The 15,883-nt window shown below is 61.5% G+C and carries 17 protein-coding genes; 6 read left to right on the top strand and 11 right to left on the bottom strand.

Annotated elements, in window-relative coordinates:
* The first annotated feature begins 6 nt into the window (after positions 1 to 6).
* Positions 7 to 906, top strand: coding sequence for a right-handed parallel beta-helix repeat-containing protein (locus K1X71_05430; protein MBX7072568.1), 900 nt, complete (start codon positions 7 to 9; stop codon positions 904 to 906).
* Positions 907 to 966: 60 nt separating this feature from the next.
* Here K1X71_05430 and K1X71_05425 read toward each other — a convergent pair whose 3' ends face one another.
* Positions 967 to 1,974 carry a DUF1559 domain-containing protein gene (locus tag K1X71_05425; GenBank protein MBX7072567.1) on the bottom strand — a complete coding sequence of 336 codons (1,008 nt, stop codon included), beginning with the start codon at positions 1,972 to 1,974 and terminating at the stop codon, positions 967 to 969.
* A gap of 66 nt (positions 1,975 to 2,040) precedes the next feature.
* On the opposite strand from K1X71_05425, the gene K1X71_05420 reads away from it, so the two are divergent.
* The 5 genes from K1X71_05420 to K1X71_05400 all read left to right on the top strand — a co-directional run bounded on the left by K1X71_05420 (position 2,041) and on the right by K1X71_05400 (position 5,700).
* On the top strand, positions 2,041 to 3,102 hold the full coding sequence (locus K1X71_05420; GenBank protein ID MBX7072566.1) for a helix-turn-helix domain-containing protein: 1,062 nt from the start codon (positions 2,041 to 2,043) through the stop codon (positions 3,100 to 3,102).
* A gap of 91 nt (positions 3,103 to 3,193) precedes the next feature.
* Positions 3,194 to 3,403, top strand: a complete 210-nt coding sequence (locus K1X71_05415; GenBank protein ID MBX7072565.1) for a TOBE domain-containing protein — start codon at positions 3,194 to 3,196, stop codon at positions 3,401 to 3,403.
* A gap of 127 nt (positions 3,404 to 3,530) precedes the next feature.
* The gene (locus K1X71_05410) at positions 3,531 to 4,253 is read left to right on the top strand and encodes a hypothetical protein (protein ID MBX7072564.1); all 723 of its coding nucleotides are present in this window, start codon (positions 3,531 to 3,533) and stop codon (positions 4,251 to 4,253) included.
* A 10-nt stretch (positions 4,254 to 4,263) separates the two neighbouring features.
* Positions 4,264 to 5,040, top strand: a complete 777-nt coding sequence (locus K1X71_05405) for a TPM domain-containing protein (protein ID MBX7072563.1) — start codon at positions 4,264 to 4,266, stop codon at positions 5,038 to 5,040.
* A gap of 66 nt (positions 5,041 to 5,106) precedes the next feature.
* A complete protein-coding gene (locus tag K1X71_05400) occupies positions 5,107 to 5,700 on the top strand; it encodes a LemA family protein (protein ID MBX7072562.1) in 594 nt (197 codons plus the stop codon).
* Between the two features lie 60 nt (positions 5,701 to 5,760).
* Here the strand turns inward: K1X71_05400 and K1X71_05395 are convergent, their stop codons facing one another.
* From K1X71_05395 to K1X71_05350, 10 genes are all read right to left on the bottom strand, one after another.
* Complete coding sequence (locus K1X71_05395) at positions 5,761 to 6,912, bottom strand: PEP-CTERM sorting domain-containing protein (protein MBX7072561.1); 1,152 nt, start codon at positions 6,910 to 6,912, stop codon at positions 5,761 to 5,763.
* A 107-nt stretch (positions 6,913 to 7,019) separates the two neighbouring features.
* Complete coding sequence (locus K1X71_05390; GenBank protein MBX7072560.1) at positions 7,020 to 7,286, bottom strand: hypothetical protein; 267 nt, start codon at positions 7,284 to 7,286, stop codon at positions 7,020 to 7,022.
* Between the two features lie 61 nt (positions 7,287 to 7,347).
* Positions 7,348 to 8,019 carry an ABC transporter ATP-binding protein gene (locus K1X71_05385; GenBank protein ID MBX7072559.1) on the bottom strand — a complete coding sequence of 224 codons (672 nt, stop codon included), beginning with the start codon at positions 8,017 to 8,019 and terminating at the stop codon, positions 7,348 to 7,350.
* A gap of 33 nt (positions 8,020 to 8,052) precedes the next feature.
* Positions 8,053 to 8,520 carry an acyl-CoA thioesterase gene (locus tag K1X71_05380; protein ID MBX7072558.1) on the bottom strand — a complete coding sequence of 156 codons (468 nt, stop codon included), beginning with the start codon at positions 8,518 to 8,520 and terminating at the stop codon, positions 8,053 to 8,055.
* Positions 8,517 to 9,947 carry a glycosyltransferase family 4 protein gene (locus K1X71_05375; GenBank protein MBX7072557.1) on the bottom strand — a complete coding sequence of 477 codons (1,431 nt, stop codon included), beginning with the start codon at positions 9,945 to 9,947 and terminating at the stop codon, positions 8,517 to 8,519. Before K1X71_05375 ends, K1X71_05380 begins: the two co-directional genes overlap by 4 nt.
* 63 nt (positions 9,948 to 10,010) lie before the next feature.
* The gene (locus K1X71_05370; protein ID MBX7072556.1) at positions 10,011 to 10,907 is read right to left on the bottom strand and encodes a TIGR03000 domain-containing protein; all 897 of its coding nucleotides are present in this window, start codon (positions 10,905 to 10,907) and stop codon (positions 10,011 to 10,013) included.
* Between the two features lie 157 nt (positions 10,908 to 11,064).
* Entirely contained in the window at positions 11,065 to 11,841 is a 777-nt protein-coding gene (locus tag K1X71_05365; protein ID MBX7072555.1) for a TatD family hydrolase, read from the bottom strand.
* The gene (locus K1X71_05360) at positions 11,838 to 12,266 is read right to left on the bottom strand and encodes a hypothetical protein (protein MBX7072554.1); all 429 of its coding nucleotides are present in this window, start codon (positions 12,264 to 12,266) and stop codon (positions 11,838 to 11,840) included. The genes K1X71_05365 and K1X71_05360 overlap by 4 nt, the downstream gene beginning before the upstream one ends.
* A 29-nt stretch (positions 12,267 to 12,295) precedes the next feature.
* Positions 12,296 to 14,038, bottom strand: a complete 1,743-nt coding sequence (locus K1X71_05355) for an NADH-quinone oxidoreductase subunit N (protein ID MBX7072553.1) — start codon at positions 14,036 to 14,038, stop codon at positions 12,296 to 12,298.
* Positions 14,039 to 14,086: 48 nt separating this feature from the next.
* Entirely contained in the window at positions 14,087 to 15,835 is a 1,749-nt protein-coding gene (locus K1X71_05350; GenBank protein ID MBX7072552.1) for an NADH-quinone oxidoreductase subunit M, read from the bottom strand.
* Between the last annotated feature and the right edge of the window lie 48 nt (positions 15,836 to 15,883).

Raw genomic sequence — 15,883 nt, 5'->3', positions numbered from 1 at the left:
CGACAAATGCGCTCGCTCGTGTTTTTCGTGATGCTATGTTGCTCGGTCGCGCAGCTTCATGCGCGCGATTGGTATGTCGATAATCGTCTGGGCGACGACCAGTTCAGCGGGCGACTGCGCTTGCCCGCGTCTGGAGACGGGCCGGTGCGCACCATCGCCAAGGCGCTGCGGGTTTGCGGCACCGCCGATCGGATTGTCATTGCGAATACGGGCATGGCGTACCGTGAGAGCTTCACCCTAGTTGGCGGGCGTCACAGCGGGTTGCCCGATTTTCCGTTCGTCGTCGAAGGCAATGGCGCGATGCTCGATGGTCGGACCTTGGTTCCGGCAGAGGCCTGGAGCGTGTTTCGCGGCGATATCTATCGCTTTCGACCGCCGCGGCAAGCCAGCGCCATGCTCTATTTGGGAGAGCGGCCGGCCCGCTTTCATCCACCACTGGAACGTCAAAATGGCGCGCCGCGGCTGGAGCCTTTGGAGTGGTCGCTCGTCGATGGTTACATCTGGTTTCGTGTCGAGCAAGGCAAGCTGATTGAAGACTATCCGCTGTCGATCGCCGCGTTGGCAGTGGGAGTTGGGCTGTACCACGTGCATGATGTGGTGGTGTCGAATCTGGTCGTGCAGGGATATCAACTCGACGGCGTCAACGCGCACGATGGTGTGTCGATGTGCCGGCTGAGCAACGTAACGTCTCGTGGCAATGGCCGTAGCGGATTCACGGTGGCCAACGCGTCTCGGGTGCTGCTGGATGGCTGCGTTTCGGGGGACAACGGCGCCAGCCAATTGCGTAGCGAAGGCTACTCGCATACCCGACTGATCAATACCTCTCTCTTGGCCAATACCGCGCCGCGGATCGTGTCGTCCGGTGGCGAGGCACAAATTGAAGGTGATTCGGCCGCCCCTCGATGATTTGACAAGCGCGAATTGCGCCTCATGGATCGCCGACAGAAGCGCCACTTTGCACTTTGGCTATTCGCTCGCGGTTGATTCCGCTTCGCCCAGATTGCGGCTTCCCATCGCTTGCCAGGCGGCGAGTTGAATGGAATCGACAACAAAGCCCACGTGGCCATCGCAAAAGAGAACATGGACTCCACCGGGGTGGCGGCTGCGCGCCGCGACATTGTGAGACAACCGATCCCACCAGTAGTTGTCGCGCGTGCTATGCGGCAGGCCGCCACGGCAATCGATCCGCGGATCGTTCGGCGTTCGCAGATGGTTGTACATCGAATGGCCGGGAGCGCCGTAGAGCCAGCGACTGCCACGCGTCTGTTGCAGGCGCCCGCCGGGCAGACACTGGGCCAGATAGTCTGTTAACTCTGGACCGTTCGCGCTATTGTCATTGCCTTGGGTCAAGACAAAGCCATTGGTGGGTCCACCGCTCCAGATACCGGGCGAGCTTTCTCCCTCGCCGGGGACAGAAACCACTGTTTCGGCGATGCAAACGGTTTGACTCAAGCCATCGCGGATGTCGGCGGCGCGAACCGCCGAGTTTTCGAAGAAGATACCGGTGATTTGCTTGCCGCCGGGATTGCGCGGCGAGACAGGGAGCGTGGTTCCGGTGTTCAGCGGATAATTGTGGACCGCGCTCGACGCCTGCACCTTTTGATTCAAATCGCTGGGGCAGAGCAATAAGGGCAGCATCTGCTCGATGGCAGGTTGGGGCGGCGAGTCGGGATTGGCATTGAAGTTGATCGTGCGATAGAGAGCGTCCTGCTCCAAATACGGCAACAGATGCGCATAAGCGGAAAAGCAGCGGCCTTGTCCGGCGACTGGGTGGCGCAATCTGCCCGGCGGAAACGCGCGGACGGCGGTGTGATAGGCATGCAGCGCCAGTCCGATTTGTTTGAGATGATTTCGGCATTCGGCGCGGCGAGCAGCCTCGCGAGCAGCCTGGACCGCCGGCAGCAAGAGGGCGACTAGTACGCCGATAATCGCGATCACGACCAGCAGTTCGACCAAGGTAAATGCGCGGCGCATGGTGAGGAATGCCGTGAGCGATCGTGTTTTGCAAACGACAGGATAGTAGCATATAATGTCACGATCATGTCAACACCCTATGAACTGAAAAACAGCGTTCGCAGTCGCCGTGAGACTCGCGGCTGGTCGCAGGCGGAACTCGCCGAGCGATCAGGGCTATCGCGAACTGCCATTAGCGCCATTGAAGGAGAGCGATTAACGCCATCGGTCGCCGCTGCGTTGGCATTGGCCAAAGTATTCGAATGCAGCGTGGAAGAACTGTTCGCTGGTGGTCGCGAGCGCGGCATCGACTGGGCATGGGCGCCCGCGCGCTCGCCCGCGCGATATTGGGCCGCCGAGTGTGGCGGAGTCACGCGGCTATATCCGGCCGAATCGAGCAGTCTGGGCAGCCCGGCGCACGACGGACTAGCACAGGAGAAGGGCGCCGCTGGCGGCAAGTCGTTGGCGCAGGCCGGCGACACCCTGGTCGTGGCTGGGTGCGATCCGGCGGCTGGGCTATTGGCCGCTGCATTGGCTCGACGCGCGGGAGTGCGAATGATTGTCGTGCCACGCTCGAGTCAGGCAGCGCTCGATCTGTTAGGGCAAGGGGTGGTCCACGCGGCGGGCGTTCACCTGGCGGCGGCTGGTCGGGCACATGGCAACGCGCAAGTGGTGCGAGCGCAACTGGGCAGTGGTTACCAGTTGCTGCGGGTCGCGCGGTGGCAAGCCGGCTTGACCATCACGCCAACGGCGGGAGTGAACAGCATCCAGTCGGCCGTGCGGGCAAGGCGGCTATCGTGGGTAGGTCGAGAAGCGGGGTCTGGCGCCCGGCAATGTCTCGACGAGTTATTGGAGGGGCGACGTGCGCCGGAGCGCATCGCGTACGATCATCGCGGTGTGGCAGAGGCGGTGCGATGCGGTTGGGCCGACGTGGGTGTATGCCTGCGACTGGTGAGCGAGGAGGCGCGCCTCGATTTTCTTCCCGTTCGCGAGGAGTCTTACGACCTGTGCGTGGCCAGCCACATGACGGACGATCCGCGCATTGTGGCGCTGGCCGCGGCGCTGCGCGGCCGCGACTATCGGCGGCGGCTGGGAGAGTTGCCCGGCTACGACGCCGCGCGCACGGGCGACTTGGAGACCGTGGGGTAACGATTGGCCGCGCGGGCGCCAGTTGCGTTATGCTCAAGGCTCGCGTGGAATGTTTCTCGCACCAGTTACAAGGTATTGAGGAGCACGACCGATGCAACTTAGCGCACGCAATGTGATCCGTGGAAAAGTCAAAAATGTGCAGCACGGAGCGGTCAACACCGAGGTGACGCTGACATTGCCCGGTGGAACTGAGCTGACGTCGATCATCACCAAGACATCGGCGGACAAGCTGGGCATTGCGCCGGGCAAGGAGGTGTTTGCCGTCATCAAAGCGTCGAGCGTGATGCTGGGGGTCGACTGACGCGGCGACGGTCGCCGCGAGGTCGCGCGATCTGGTCACCCCCGGCGCTTGCTTATCGACGCGCGGGCCGTACAGTAGCGTCTGTGCCGCTGACGCTTCCCTGGCGATCGATTGAGCTTGCGCGCCGATGCTACAGACGCCCAACTTCGAGAAACTGCCCGAGATCATTCGCCGGCCGGCGCTGCGCTATGTGGAGCATGTGGCGGCAGTCGGGGCGGGCAAACTGCTGGGGGTGACAGTTTTTGGCAGCGTGGCCGAAGGGGCGCGGCCGGGGGGACGCCATCGGCTGCAATCGGTGATCGTCCTATCGGAAATGGATTTGGAGATTCTTCGGCGGCTGGCGCCCGCCGGCGAGGAGTTTGGACCCTGGTGCATCTCGACGCCTCTGCCAATGACGCCCGACTATATCTGCGCGTCGCTCGACAGCTTTCCGCTGGAACTGCTCGAGATTCAGCAGACGCGGCTGATGTTGTGGGGGGGCGATTACTTTAACGCGCTTGATTTCGACGACGCGCATTTGCGGCTCGAGTGCGAGCGGGAACTCAAGGGCGCCTTGGCGGGCATCCACCAAGGGATATTGGGCTCGGGGGGGAGACCAGCCGCGATCGATCTGCTGCAGCAGCAAGCGGCGGCCAATATGCTGCGCGTGCTGCGAGGACTGTTGTGGGTTCACGGAGAGCGACAGCCGCTGGCCGAGTCTTGGCTGGTGGAGCGCGCCGAGGTGAAGTTTGAGACGCGCCTGCCCGCCTTGCGACAGGCGATTGAGGCCGAGGCCGATCACGATTGGCCCAAGCTGCGCCAGTTGTATGACGAAGTGAGCACCCTGGGCAAGCTTGCCGATGGCCGCTAGTGGCGCACGAGTGCGATGGCGTTTCGCGGTCTGCCTAGCCGCCTTGTCGCTTTGGGGCGCGCCGGCGCGGGGCGAGGTGACGGTGCCCGATCCGGGGCGCACGGTGGTTGTAGATGGGGCGGGAATTCTTTCTGAGCCGCAGCGCGCCGATCTGGAGCGGTGGCTTACTGAACTGGAGCAAAAGACCACCGCTGAAGTGAAGGTGCTCACCGTGCGCACCGCCGACGGCGAACCCATATCCGACTTTGGCCAACGGCATTATGAGTTGTGGAAGCTTGGCAAGGCGGGCAAGGACAATGGCGCGTTGGTCATCGTCGATGTCGACGAGCGGCATGTGTGGATCCAGGTGGGTTATGGATTGGAAGGGGTATTGCCCGATGGTTGGTGCGGATCGCTTTCGCGGCGGATCATCGACGAGTACATGCGAGGGAAGCGATATGGCGAGGGGCTATATCAAATGACGTTGTCGGTGGCCAAGCGCGTGGCGGACGACGCCGGCGTGAAGCTCACCGGCATGCCCGAAGTGCAGCCCGAGCCGGAAGGCCAAATCCCTGGCTGGGTGGTGCTATTGATCGCGCTAGTGATCATTTTTGTCATCCTTCAGCAACGATCGCGACCACGGCGGTCTGGAACCTGGGTGTGGGGGCCCAGCTACGGGGGAGGCTGGGGAACGAACTGGGGGGGTGGTTTCGGCGGCGGTTGGACCAGCGGCGGGCGATCGAGCGGCGGTGGATTTTCTGGGGGCGGAGGGCACTCGGGCGGTGGCGGCGGGGGCGGAAGCTGGTAGGATTTGCGGCGCGGCGATTTTGGTGGTTGGCGCCAAGGGCGGCGCGTTCTGGCATGTGAGGAAGCAATGAAAGGCACAATTGGCGCGATCGTGGCGGTGCTGCTCGTCGCGTTGCTGTTGGGCGGATGCTCGGCGTATCAGGGCTACCGCAAAGTGATCGTGATGGACGAACAGGTGAAGAGTAGTTGGTCGCAAGTGGAGAACCAATTGCAGCGCCGCTACGACCTGATCGACAACCTGGTCAACACCGTCAAAGGGGTGACGCAGCAAGAGCAAAAGGTGTTTGGCGACATCGCCGAAGCGCGCACGCGGTATGCCGGCGCCAAGACCACGGCCGAACGCGCCGAGGCGGCGACCGAAGTGGAGTCGGCGCTGGCGCGGCTGATGGTGATTGTGGAGAACTACCCTGAGCTCAAGTCGAACGAATCGTTCCTCAAGTTGCAGGACGAATTGGCGGGCACCGAAAATCGCCTGGCTGTGGAACGCAAGCGGTACAACGATTCGGTCCAGGCGATCAACGCGTATATTCGCCCCTTCCCGGGAAGCTTTTACGCGGGCCTGGCGGGCGTTGGCGCGGCGGAGTATTACAAGATCGACGAATCGGCGCGGCAGCGACCCAAGGTCGACTTCTCCGAGAAGCAAGAAAAACAAGAGGCATAGCCAACTGGAGAAGACAACGGCGTAGCTTTGCTCTCACTCCGCCGCCAGCGCACCGCTCGGCTAGCGCCGCAGGCGCCAAGCCAAGCAGAGTAGCGCCAGCACAACGAGCGTCCCTGTGCTCGGCTCAGGCACCGGAAGCGCGGCAGCAGCCGGATTAAAGTGGTCTGCCCAAATGGTGTAGTCGGCGCCGTCGACCTGGCCGTCGCCGTTGAAGTCGCCGGTCGATCCGTTCTGGCCCGAGGTTTGAAAGTGGTCTGCCCAAATGGTGTAGTCGGCGCCGTTGGCAATTGAGTCTCCATTGGCGTCGCCGGGGGAGAGCACTTTGGAGGGGCGAAAGTCGCGCTTGACGTTGGCGGTGGAGAGATTGATGCCGCTAAACAGCACCGTGCCCCCCAACGGCGGGCCATATCCCACGATGGTGTAAGTCCCGGGCGCTAGTTGCAACGAATACCCGCCGCTGCCCCAGGTGGTCGCCGTGAAGACAGCGCCATCGGCAACGCGGGTGGCCTGGATCGTCACGCCAGAGATTCCTTCGCCGGGCTGATAATAGCCGTCCGGGGTGATGTCGGTGAACGCGACGCCGGTGAGGTAAGGATTGTCGCTCTTGTAGGCGAAGTCCTCCGTGGACATCACGGTGTTGTATGTGTTACCGCCACTGGTGAAGAGACCGGTGGAGATGCCGACGCCGATCTCTTTGAACAAAGGGTTGAACATGGCCACGCGATGCCCGCGCCCTGCGACACCAGTATCGACATAGAACATGCGATCTAGCTCGGCGATGGTGGGGACAACGTCGATTGGTCCGGTGGAGCCGGAATAGCCGACATTCTCGCCGCCGCCAAACGCGCCGAGCGCGCCGTAACCGGCGGCCGCCATGCGTTGACCGGGGGTGGTGCCCCCCGCGCCTGTGTGGCTGAGGATGCTATTGGCGAGCAGATAATCGCTGTGTTGTTGCGCGGCGTCGGTGAGAAACGGATTGATCGCCAAGGGCTGTTTGGGCGCCGCGCTGATCGTGCCGGTCGCGAGTCCCTCGTTGAGATCGACATCGTATCGCGCGGCGGCATTGGCGGGGTCGGCGCGATCTCGATTGATCAGTTCCACCAGGTATTGCTCATAGGCGGTGGGGTAGACCGCCGCGGCGTGCGCACGGGTCGCGCTACCAACCACCGCGAAGAGCAGAACTAGCAGCCGACGCGTAGTGGTGTGCAACATGGTCGCAACTGTGAACGCAATAGCGAATCGAGAAAGTGAGACAACGGCGCCGCGCCCCGCGAGCGATGCATCGAGGCGCAACAGACAACTCGACAGAAATAGGGCCGCTAAACGCCGCGCAGTTGGCGGTGCTCGTCAATCACCCGACGGTATTCGCCAATTTCCACGTCGCGCTCGCAGCAGGTAATAAACAGATTGCCTTCGCTCGTGAAATTGTCGTCCCAAGCGATCACTTGCTCATCGGTCCAGGCGGGATCGTACTCGCGCAGCTTGTCGTCGGACATGCGGCTGAAGTAAGAGCGGAGATTGATATCGGTCTCGTCCATATCCTGGCCGGCCGGCAATCGTTCGTAATTGATGTCTTGCTTGGTCATGGCGAACGCCTCAAGGGGTGAACCGATGTGGTCCCAATGCAGCCACCTATTGTCGCCTGAATCAGGCGAGCGGGACAAGTCGCCCGGCGTCGATCTCGGCCCGCCGCTGGAGCCGGGAAGCTAGCTCCTGACTATGGGTGACGACGACCAGCATGGTCCCCTCGGTAGAGTGCAATTCCAGCAGCAGATCGGCCACGCTAGCGGCCGTGGCGCGATCGAGGTTGCCAGTCGGTTCGTCGGCCAACAAGAGTCGCGGCCCCGCGATCAAAGCGCGGGCAATCGCCGTCCGCTGACGCTCTCCGCCCGAAAGTTCCGCGGGTCGATGATGCAAGCGATGAGCGAGTCCGACACGGTCGAGCAAGAGTCGAGCGCGCGCGGCGGCGTCTGTCGAGCCAGCGCCATTGGCCAGAGTCGGAACCAGCACGTTCTCCAGAACCGTGCATTGCGGCAAGAGGTAATGCTCTTGAAAGACGAAACCGATTTGGTGATGGCGAAAACGCGCTTGACCGGGTTCGTCGAGCGCAAAGGGGTCTTGCCCTGCAAGTCGCACACTGCCCGACGTCGGCTGGTCGAGCGTGCCGATGATCTGCAACAGAGTGCTCTTGCCCGATCCACTGGGACCGAGAATAGCGAGGTTTTCACCGGCGGCTAGTTCGAGCGAGACGCCGCGCAGCACCGCAACGGGTTCGCCAGGCGTTGGGAACTCCTTGGTGAGGTCGATGACAGATAGCATGAGGAGAACAGCAAGGTAAACGGAACTGGAGAATCACGGTCGCGATTGTGCGTCCGCCGCTACATCCGGAATTGTGGCGTCGTCCGTGAGGTACTCGCGAAGTTTCTGGCGCATATGCGCGGGAATGGGGATGGCGTTCGGAACGCCGCATGGCGGAATGCGACAACAGACTGTCGTGGCGCGAATTGTGGCAACGTCGCGCGCGCCGGCCGTCACCGCGTATTCAAAGCTGATACTCTTTTCTCCGAGGCGGTGAATCGACAGCGCGATTTCGATCACATCTTCGAACTTGACGGGGCTGTGGTAGTCGCTGCCCACCGAGACGCGGGGAAAGCTGATCTGACCGTCCGAATCGGTTGCCGAGACGCTCATGCCTAGCGAGCGCAAGAACTCGTGTTCGACTTCTTCCATCCAGCGAAAAACGGCCGTGAAGTGGGCAATGCCGGCGGCGTCGGTGTCGTACCACTGCACGATGCGCGAGGTGCGGTAGGTCTTGGTCATTGCGTTTCGCGCTTTCCCGCGGCCACCGCGGTTTGTTCGCGGGCGGCGTCGTCGGATTGAGTGTCGGCCGCCAGCACATGCTGATAGAGGGCCAAAGTGCGAGCGGCCATGGCGCGATGGTGATAGCGATCGTTGATGGCAAAGTGACCAGCGCGACCCAGGTCCTGGCGCAACGTATGATCGGTAAGCAGTCGCGCGAGTTTCTCGGCTAAGTCGCCGGCATCGTGCGGAGTGAACAAAAGTCCGCCCTGGGTATCGGACAACATTTCTGGAAACGCGCCGTGCGCCGGCTGGACCACCGGAACCCCGTTGGCGAGGGCTTCTAGTATGGAGATGCCTTTGCTCTCGCGATACACGGTAGGGACGCTCATCACATCGATCGAGTGAAAGAAATCAATTTTTCCCTGACGATCAACTTCGCCCACGTAGTGAAAGCGATCGGTGAGACCGGCGGCCGCGAGACTCTGTCGGACCTGATGGAGGTACTCACGGTCACCCGCGCCCAGATAGCCCGCTGCGCGCAGCTTGAGCTTGGGCAACCGTGAATCGGCGGCTAGCAGGGGTAGCGCTGCGGCCAGTAGGTGCAAGCCCTTGTCGTGGCAGACGCGCGCAAAGTAGCCGATCGTCAACTCGTCCGCGGGGCGATGATCGCGCAGGTGATGGCCGTCGAGGCGCAGTCCGTGCGGAATGACGTGGATGCTCGAGCGCGGCACGTCGAGATAGTCGGACATGAAGCCTGCGTAGTAGTCGTTGAGCGCGACGAAGGCATTCACATGCTGGGCTCGCGAACGGAGCAATTCGCGAGCGCGGCTGTAGTGTGGCTCCGCCAGCTTTTCGAGAAAGATGTCCTCGCCCGAGAGGGTGCTTAAGACGGGCACGCGCAGCCGATCGGCAATTTGGCCGGCCATGCCAAGCAGCATGGAATTGGACAGATGAACCACATCGGGACGGGCCTCAGCGGCCAGCCAAGCGAGGAGCTTGTCGAGTTCCTTTTTTTGCCTGCCCGACTCGCCGGCGAGCATCGATACGGTGAGGTCGCCGAGTTTGGCGGGATCGGTGCTGGCGCCGCGGCGGGCAACGAAATCAAGCAGCGCCGGCTGATCGAAGAGGCGATCGACAAGCCACGGCGTGTTGCGAAAGAAACTGGACTTCTGCTGCAAATAGACGTTAATGCCGCCGTAGAAGACCCGCGCGAGGCTAACATTATTCTCGTCGGTGCGCAACGGCGTGTAGGTGGGAACCAGGAGGACGTCCTGGCCCAATTCGAGCAAGCCGGCCGCCAGCGTGTTGTCGTGCAGGCAGCTACCGCAGTACATGCCGGCTGCGCCGGCGGCGAGGTAAACGATCCGCATGCCGTTGAGTTTAGACGAGGCCGCCGACGGCGGCCACCAGGCAAGCGGCCTCTCCATGACAAAGTACGTTGTCATGGAATGCGGAGAGCCCACGGGCGACCCCATGGGCTCTCATTGCCGCAGGTTTGGAGCGACGACCTACCGCGCGACTGGTTCTCCGAGCGGCTGGGTAAAATCGATCGTGACGTAGTCGCCAGTTTGCAGCACTCGACTGCGCGTCTGGGTACGCGGCTCGCCCCCTTGGTCCCAGGTGGCCGTCAGCTCAATGCGCAGTTCTTTACCGGGTTCGATCACCGGCGTCATCACCACACGGTCGGCGCCATTGCCGTAGACTCGATGGCCATTCAAGTCGACCGCGGACTTGGCGCTGGGGAGCACCACATGAATCGCCGCGCGATCGGCCTGGCCCGGAAGAGGCTCCGCTTCGTTCTCGTTTTCAGGCAACGGGCCGTTGTTGGCTAGCTGCTCGGGAGAACCCTCGCCCTCGACGGATATTTGGTCGTCGGCGCTGGCGTTCTCGTCGGTCGAGTCGACGGCGGAGTCAGCCGATTCGTCATAAGGCGCCTCGGAATATTCCGGCACTCCGTATGGCTGGTCGGCCGCGTAACCCAATGGCACGCTGCCCCACCACCAGTTGTTGGCACCGAGGTAGTGGCGTCCGCGCCAGCCATAGTGTTGATTCCAGTTGCGACCTGCGTACTCCCCGGCGTAATGATTGTAACGGTGATCGCCATCGCGATGATCGCCGCCGCGAAGTTGTTGATGCTGTCCGTTGGGGTGATGATCGGCAGCGACGTGTTTCTTTCCGGCTTCGTGCTGGTTGCCGGCGTGTTGTGGGGCATGATGCTGGGCGCCATGGCCAGCGGCGCCGCTATGAGGAGCATGTTGGGCGTTGCCGCGATGGCCTCCAGCATGCGAGGCGCCGCGGTGTCCGCCGCCGCGCCCACCGCGAGCCAGGGCCACATCGACCGACAAAACGGCAACCGCCGCTAGCGCCAGGGCGCACGAAGTTCGAGAATGGATCGTCTTGAGCATGATTGAGGTCTCCTTCTGTTGAGAGCCTAGTTCATGCGGAGGTGTTGGCTTGCATTGCCTCGAGCGCGGCGCGGATTGCCACCGCTATGCTGTAGGCGTGGCGACGGGTGCAACAGCGATGCCGAATGTGCGGGATGATCGCCCCAGTGTGCCTGCGTCACTCGGGCAGGCGAAAGAGTCGCCGCGCGTTGGCCGTGGTGATCCGCGCGATCACTTCGACACTTGTGCTGCGGGCTTCGGCCAGACGGGCCGCCGTGTGGACTACATGCGCGGGTTCGTTGCGCTTGCCGCGAAATGGCTCCGGCGAGAGGTAGGGAGAATCCGTTTCCACCAGCAAACGATCCGCGGGAATTTCGGTCGCGACGGCGCGTAGTTCTTGCGACTTCTTGAAAGTGAGCATGCCAGCAAAGCTCACATACAATCCCAGGTCGATACATTCTCGGGCGGTGTGGATGTCGCCGGTGTATGAGTGCATCACGCCCGTGAGCGGGCCGCGAACACGCGCCGCGCGCAGCATTTCGAGTATGTCTGGCAGACTATCACGGGCATGCACGATGAAGGGGAGGCCAGTTTCCTGCGAAAGGCGGATATGTCGCTCGAAGTAGTCCTGCTGCAAGGCGAAGGGCGCGTAGTCGCGATAACGATCGAGACCCGTTTCGCCCAGCGCGACGACGCGCGGCTGTCGCGCGAGAGCGCAGATCTGGTCCCAATCGCCGGATTGGGCCTCGTGGGTGTAATTGGGATGCACTCCAACGGCGACATGCATACCCGGGAAATCGCCGGCCAGTTTCAAGAGGGCCAAGCTCGACTGGAGTCCGACGCTGACGCCGATGACATGCTTAACGCCCGCCCCGCTAGCGCGCTCGATGACGGCGGCGCGATCGGAGTCAAACTCTTGCTGATCGAGATGCGCGTGGGTGTCGACGAGCGTCACACGAGCACTTTGGTGGTCTCTTCCAGGTTCTCGAGATGCCCTTTTTCTTGACCGAGCAATTCTTCAGCCAGATGACGGGCCTCGGCGTCGCCTCGTAAGCGCTCGATACAGCCTTCGATTTCGGCGATCACCGGACGCTGTAGTTCGATCGACTCGCGCACCAGGTATTCGAGCGACAGCATATTGAGATCGGTGAACTCCATGGGGAAGCCCCCTTTGGCGATGCGGCCATCACGCTCGATGATCAGTTCGGCGATGCGCGCGGCCATTGCTTTTTGCGCCGCCACCATTTGAGCCAGGGTGGCCGCGGCGCGCTCATCTCCGGCGCGGCTCCAGGGAGAGACGCCCTCGACATAGGTAGGGAGCGAATACCGTTGGAGCATCAAGAGCTGGTTCAACACATCGATGTTGCGCGAGGTAGCCATGAGCGACGCCTACCGTCCTGCTTTCTGATTTACGACAACAGCGACGACGCAGCCGCCTTGGTCCAATCGAACAAAGTGTCGTTGCGGATTGCCAACGCTACCACGGGTGCGGTGATGAACACCACGTACGCGCCAGCCAACGAGAGCATCGAAAACTCGACCGGCAAGCGATGCTCTGGCTCGGGATCGAGGGTCATCACTTTGACCACCCGAAGGTAATAGAACAGGCTGACGACAGTATTCAAGCAGGCGATGACCAACAAGGCGTATTGGCCCGATTCGACCAACGGATAGAAGATGGCCACTTTGGCCATGAAGCCCACGAGGGGTGGCATGCCAATCAGGCTGAACAGAATGATCGAGAATGCGACCACCATGCCCGGACAGCGACGTACCAAACCGGCGTAGTCGTCGATTTCCTCGCTACGAAGCGCGTTGCGCAAGAACGCGACGATCGCGAAGGCGCCCAGGTTCATGAACAAGTAGGCGCCAACGTAAAACGCCATGCCCGAGATGGCGTCGGCCGCCCCGTTGGGATTGGTTCCGACCATCTGCAGCGCGGCGGCGATGGGCATCATCATGTAGCCGGCGTGAGCAATTGTGGAATAGGCCAGCAGGCGCTTGATATTGGTTTGACCGTAGGCGGCAAGATTGCCAAAGGTGCACGTGAGGGCCGCCAGGAAGCCAACCACCCAAACAGCAAACTGTCGTACGGGCGCCAATGTTTGGTTGATCGCCGCGCGCGACTCGTTTGCCGCGGGCGCTTCGGCCGGGGGATCCCCTTCTTCGGCATAGCGCACCACATGCACCTTGGCGGCGCTGGCGACCGCGACCTCCGCCGGTGGCGGTTCGACCAAGCGCGGCTCGCGTGATTCGGGGACGTAGCCAAGTCCTAGTCCGACTCGCACCAAGAGGGCCAGCGCAGCGGCCTTCGAGGCCACCGAGAGATAGGCGTTCACCTCGGCGCTGGCGCCCTCAAACACGTCGGGGCACCAGAAGTGAAATGGAAACGCGCTGAGCTTGAACGCCAGCCCAACCATGGTCATCAATCCGCCCAGCACCAGCACCATGTAGCGATCTTCCATCGCCGGGCCAGCTTGCAGGATTTCGGCCAGGCGAGTGGCGACGGTGGGCAGGTGGCAAGTGCCGGTTACGCCCGCCAAGAGGCTGATGCCATACAGCATGATGCCGGCCGTACCGGCGCCATAAACGACGTATTTGAGCGCCGCCTCGCTCGATTGCCGCCGACCTTTGAGCATGCCGGCCAAAGCGTACGACGGAACGCTGGCCATTTCGACGGCGAGAAAGACGATTAACAGGTGATTCGCCGAGGCCATCAGACACATACCGATCGTGCCGCCTAGCACCAAAGTATAGAAATCGGCGGCGTCTTCACGATCGGGAATGCCCGAAAGCTGGGTGAAGATCACGAACAACACGACGAACAACAAGAGCAACGCCCGAAAGTAGATGGTGAAAGCGTCGTGCACCAGCATGCCGGTGAAGATCTCGCTGCCGAGGTTGGGATCGCTGGCCTGGCCGCTCAGGTAGAACCAAGGTGTGGTGGCCACCAAAGCAATCACGGCGCCGGCCAGCGGAAGCCATGCCGACAGGAATTGCGCTGCTGCGCCGCTCGCGCGGTTCCAACTAAGCACACGGAGCAACAACATCGCCACAATCGTCGCCACCAGAATCAACTCGGGCAAAAACGACGGCAGCGAGACATCGACTGTGTCGCGGACCAGATTTTGAATTAGTTCGACAAAATTCACTGCGGCTGTCCTGCGTCCAATGTGTGGGAGACGCCTTGCGAGTTACGGCTAGCGCGAGAGCGCGGCGGTTTCTGTCGTCGCGTCGGGAACGGTCACACCATCGGTCGGGTGATTGATTTTGGTCCAATCGGTGAGCTGCGCCACCTGTTGGTTCACGCTCGGCTCCATGTAGTTGAAGACGGCCTGCGGATACACGCCCAACAACACGCAGAGCACGCACAGCGGCGCGACGATCGCCACTTCGCGCGGGGTGATGGGGGTGATCGCCTCGCCGTGCGGGCCTTTGTATTCGGCGCCCAGGTAGACGCGCTGAATGGTCCACAGAATGTAACCCGCGGTGAGAATCACCACGGCGGCGGAAATCACGGCCAGCAAGTAGCTGTACTTCCAGGCCGACAAGGTCACAAACACCTCGCCGATGAATCCGCACAGGCCGGGCAATCCCAAACCGGCGAAGAAGATGACGATCGACAACCCAAAGTAAACGGGCATGCGCGTGGCCAACCCGCCAAATTCGTTCAAATTGCGGTGATGCACGCGTTCGTAAATTACGCCGACGATGAAGAACATGCCGGGCGAGCTGATGCCGTGGGCGATCATCTGGTACATGGCGCCGTTTACGCCTTGCGCCCAATACCAAGGATTGAACTCGTTGCCGGCGGTGGCGCTCCAAACTCCCAGACCGAGCAACACGTAGCCCATGTGGCTTACTGAGCTATAGGCGACCAGACGCTTAAAGTCTTTTTGGGCCATGGCGGCAAAGGCGCCGTAGACCATGCTGAGCACGCCGAGTCCGGTGACAAACCAAGCCAAATCGTAGCCCGCTTCGGGGCAGATGGGGTAGCAGATGCGGATAATACCGTAGCCGCCGAGTTTGAGCAGCACGCCGGCAAGGATCATGGAGATGGGGGTCGGCGCCTCAACGTGCGCGTCGGGAAGCCAGGTGTGCAGCGGCACGCTCGGCACTTTGATGATGAAGCCGATGAACAGCAGGATAAAGGCCCACCATTGCAGCGACTTGCCGAGCCAGAGTTCCTGGCTGAACAAGTTGGTGTTTTGGCCAAGCTGCGACAGCGCCAAGATATTGAACGTGTGGACAGGATGCTCGGGATTAGCCTGTTCGATCATGTCGATCACGGCAGGCGCCACATGCGCGGCGGTCAATTGCTCGCGCGAGAGTTGACTGATATCGCTCGTGAAGTACAGCATGAGAATCGCGATCAGCATCAGCACGCTGCCAAACAGCGTGTACAGAAAGAACTTGATCGCCGCGTACTCCCGCCGCGGGCCGCCCCACACGCCTATCAGGAAGTACATCGGCAGGAGCATCACTTCCCAGAAGATGTAGAACAAAAAGAAATCGAGCGAGACGAAGACGCCGAGCATGCCGGTCTCAAGCAACAGAAACAGAATGCAATACGCCTTCACGTTCTTTGTGATGGGCCAACTGGCCCACATCGCGAGCATGCTGATGAGCGTGGTCAAGACAATCAGCGGGAAGCTGATGCCATCGATGCCGAGCAGGTAATAGATGTTGAACGTCTTGATCCACGAATGGGAATAGACGTTTTGCATGCCGGCTTGACCGATTTCGAACTGCAACGTGTCGACATTGCCGCCACCGGGAATAGCCATCCAAGCCGTAATCAAGAAAACCACGGCAGTGATGAACAACGAAAAGAGCTTCATCGCCTCGGGCTTTTCGCGCGGGAAGAGCATCAAAGGCAAAGTAGCCAATGCCGGCAAGAAAATGATCAGGCTGAGCAGAGTGCCGGCGGGACTGAATTCGGTAGGCATCGCAAAAAGTTCCAGCAGACTTGAAGTCGGTGTGCGTTGGGAATTTGT

It is taken from the genome of Pirellulales bacterium, from assembly GCA_019694455.1.
In the GTDB taxonomy this organism is placed as follows: Bacteria; Planctomycetota; Planctomycetia; order Pirellulales; family JAEUIK01; genus JAIBBY01.
The sequence above is the reverse complement of the archived record's forward strand: the minus strand, read 5'-3'. Positions and strand labels throughout refer to the sequence as shown.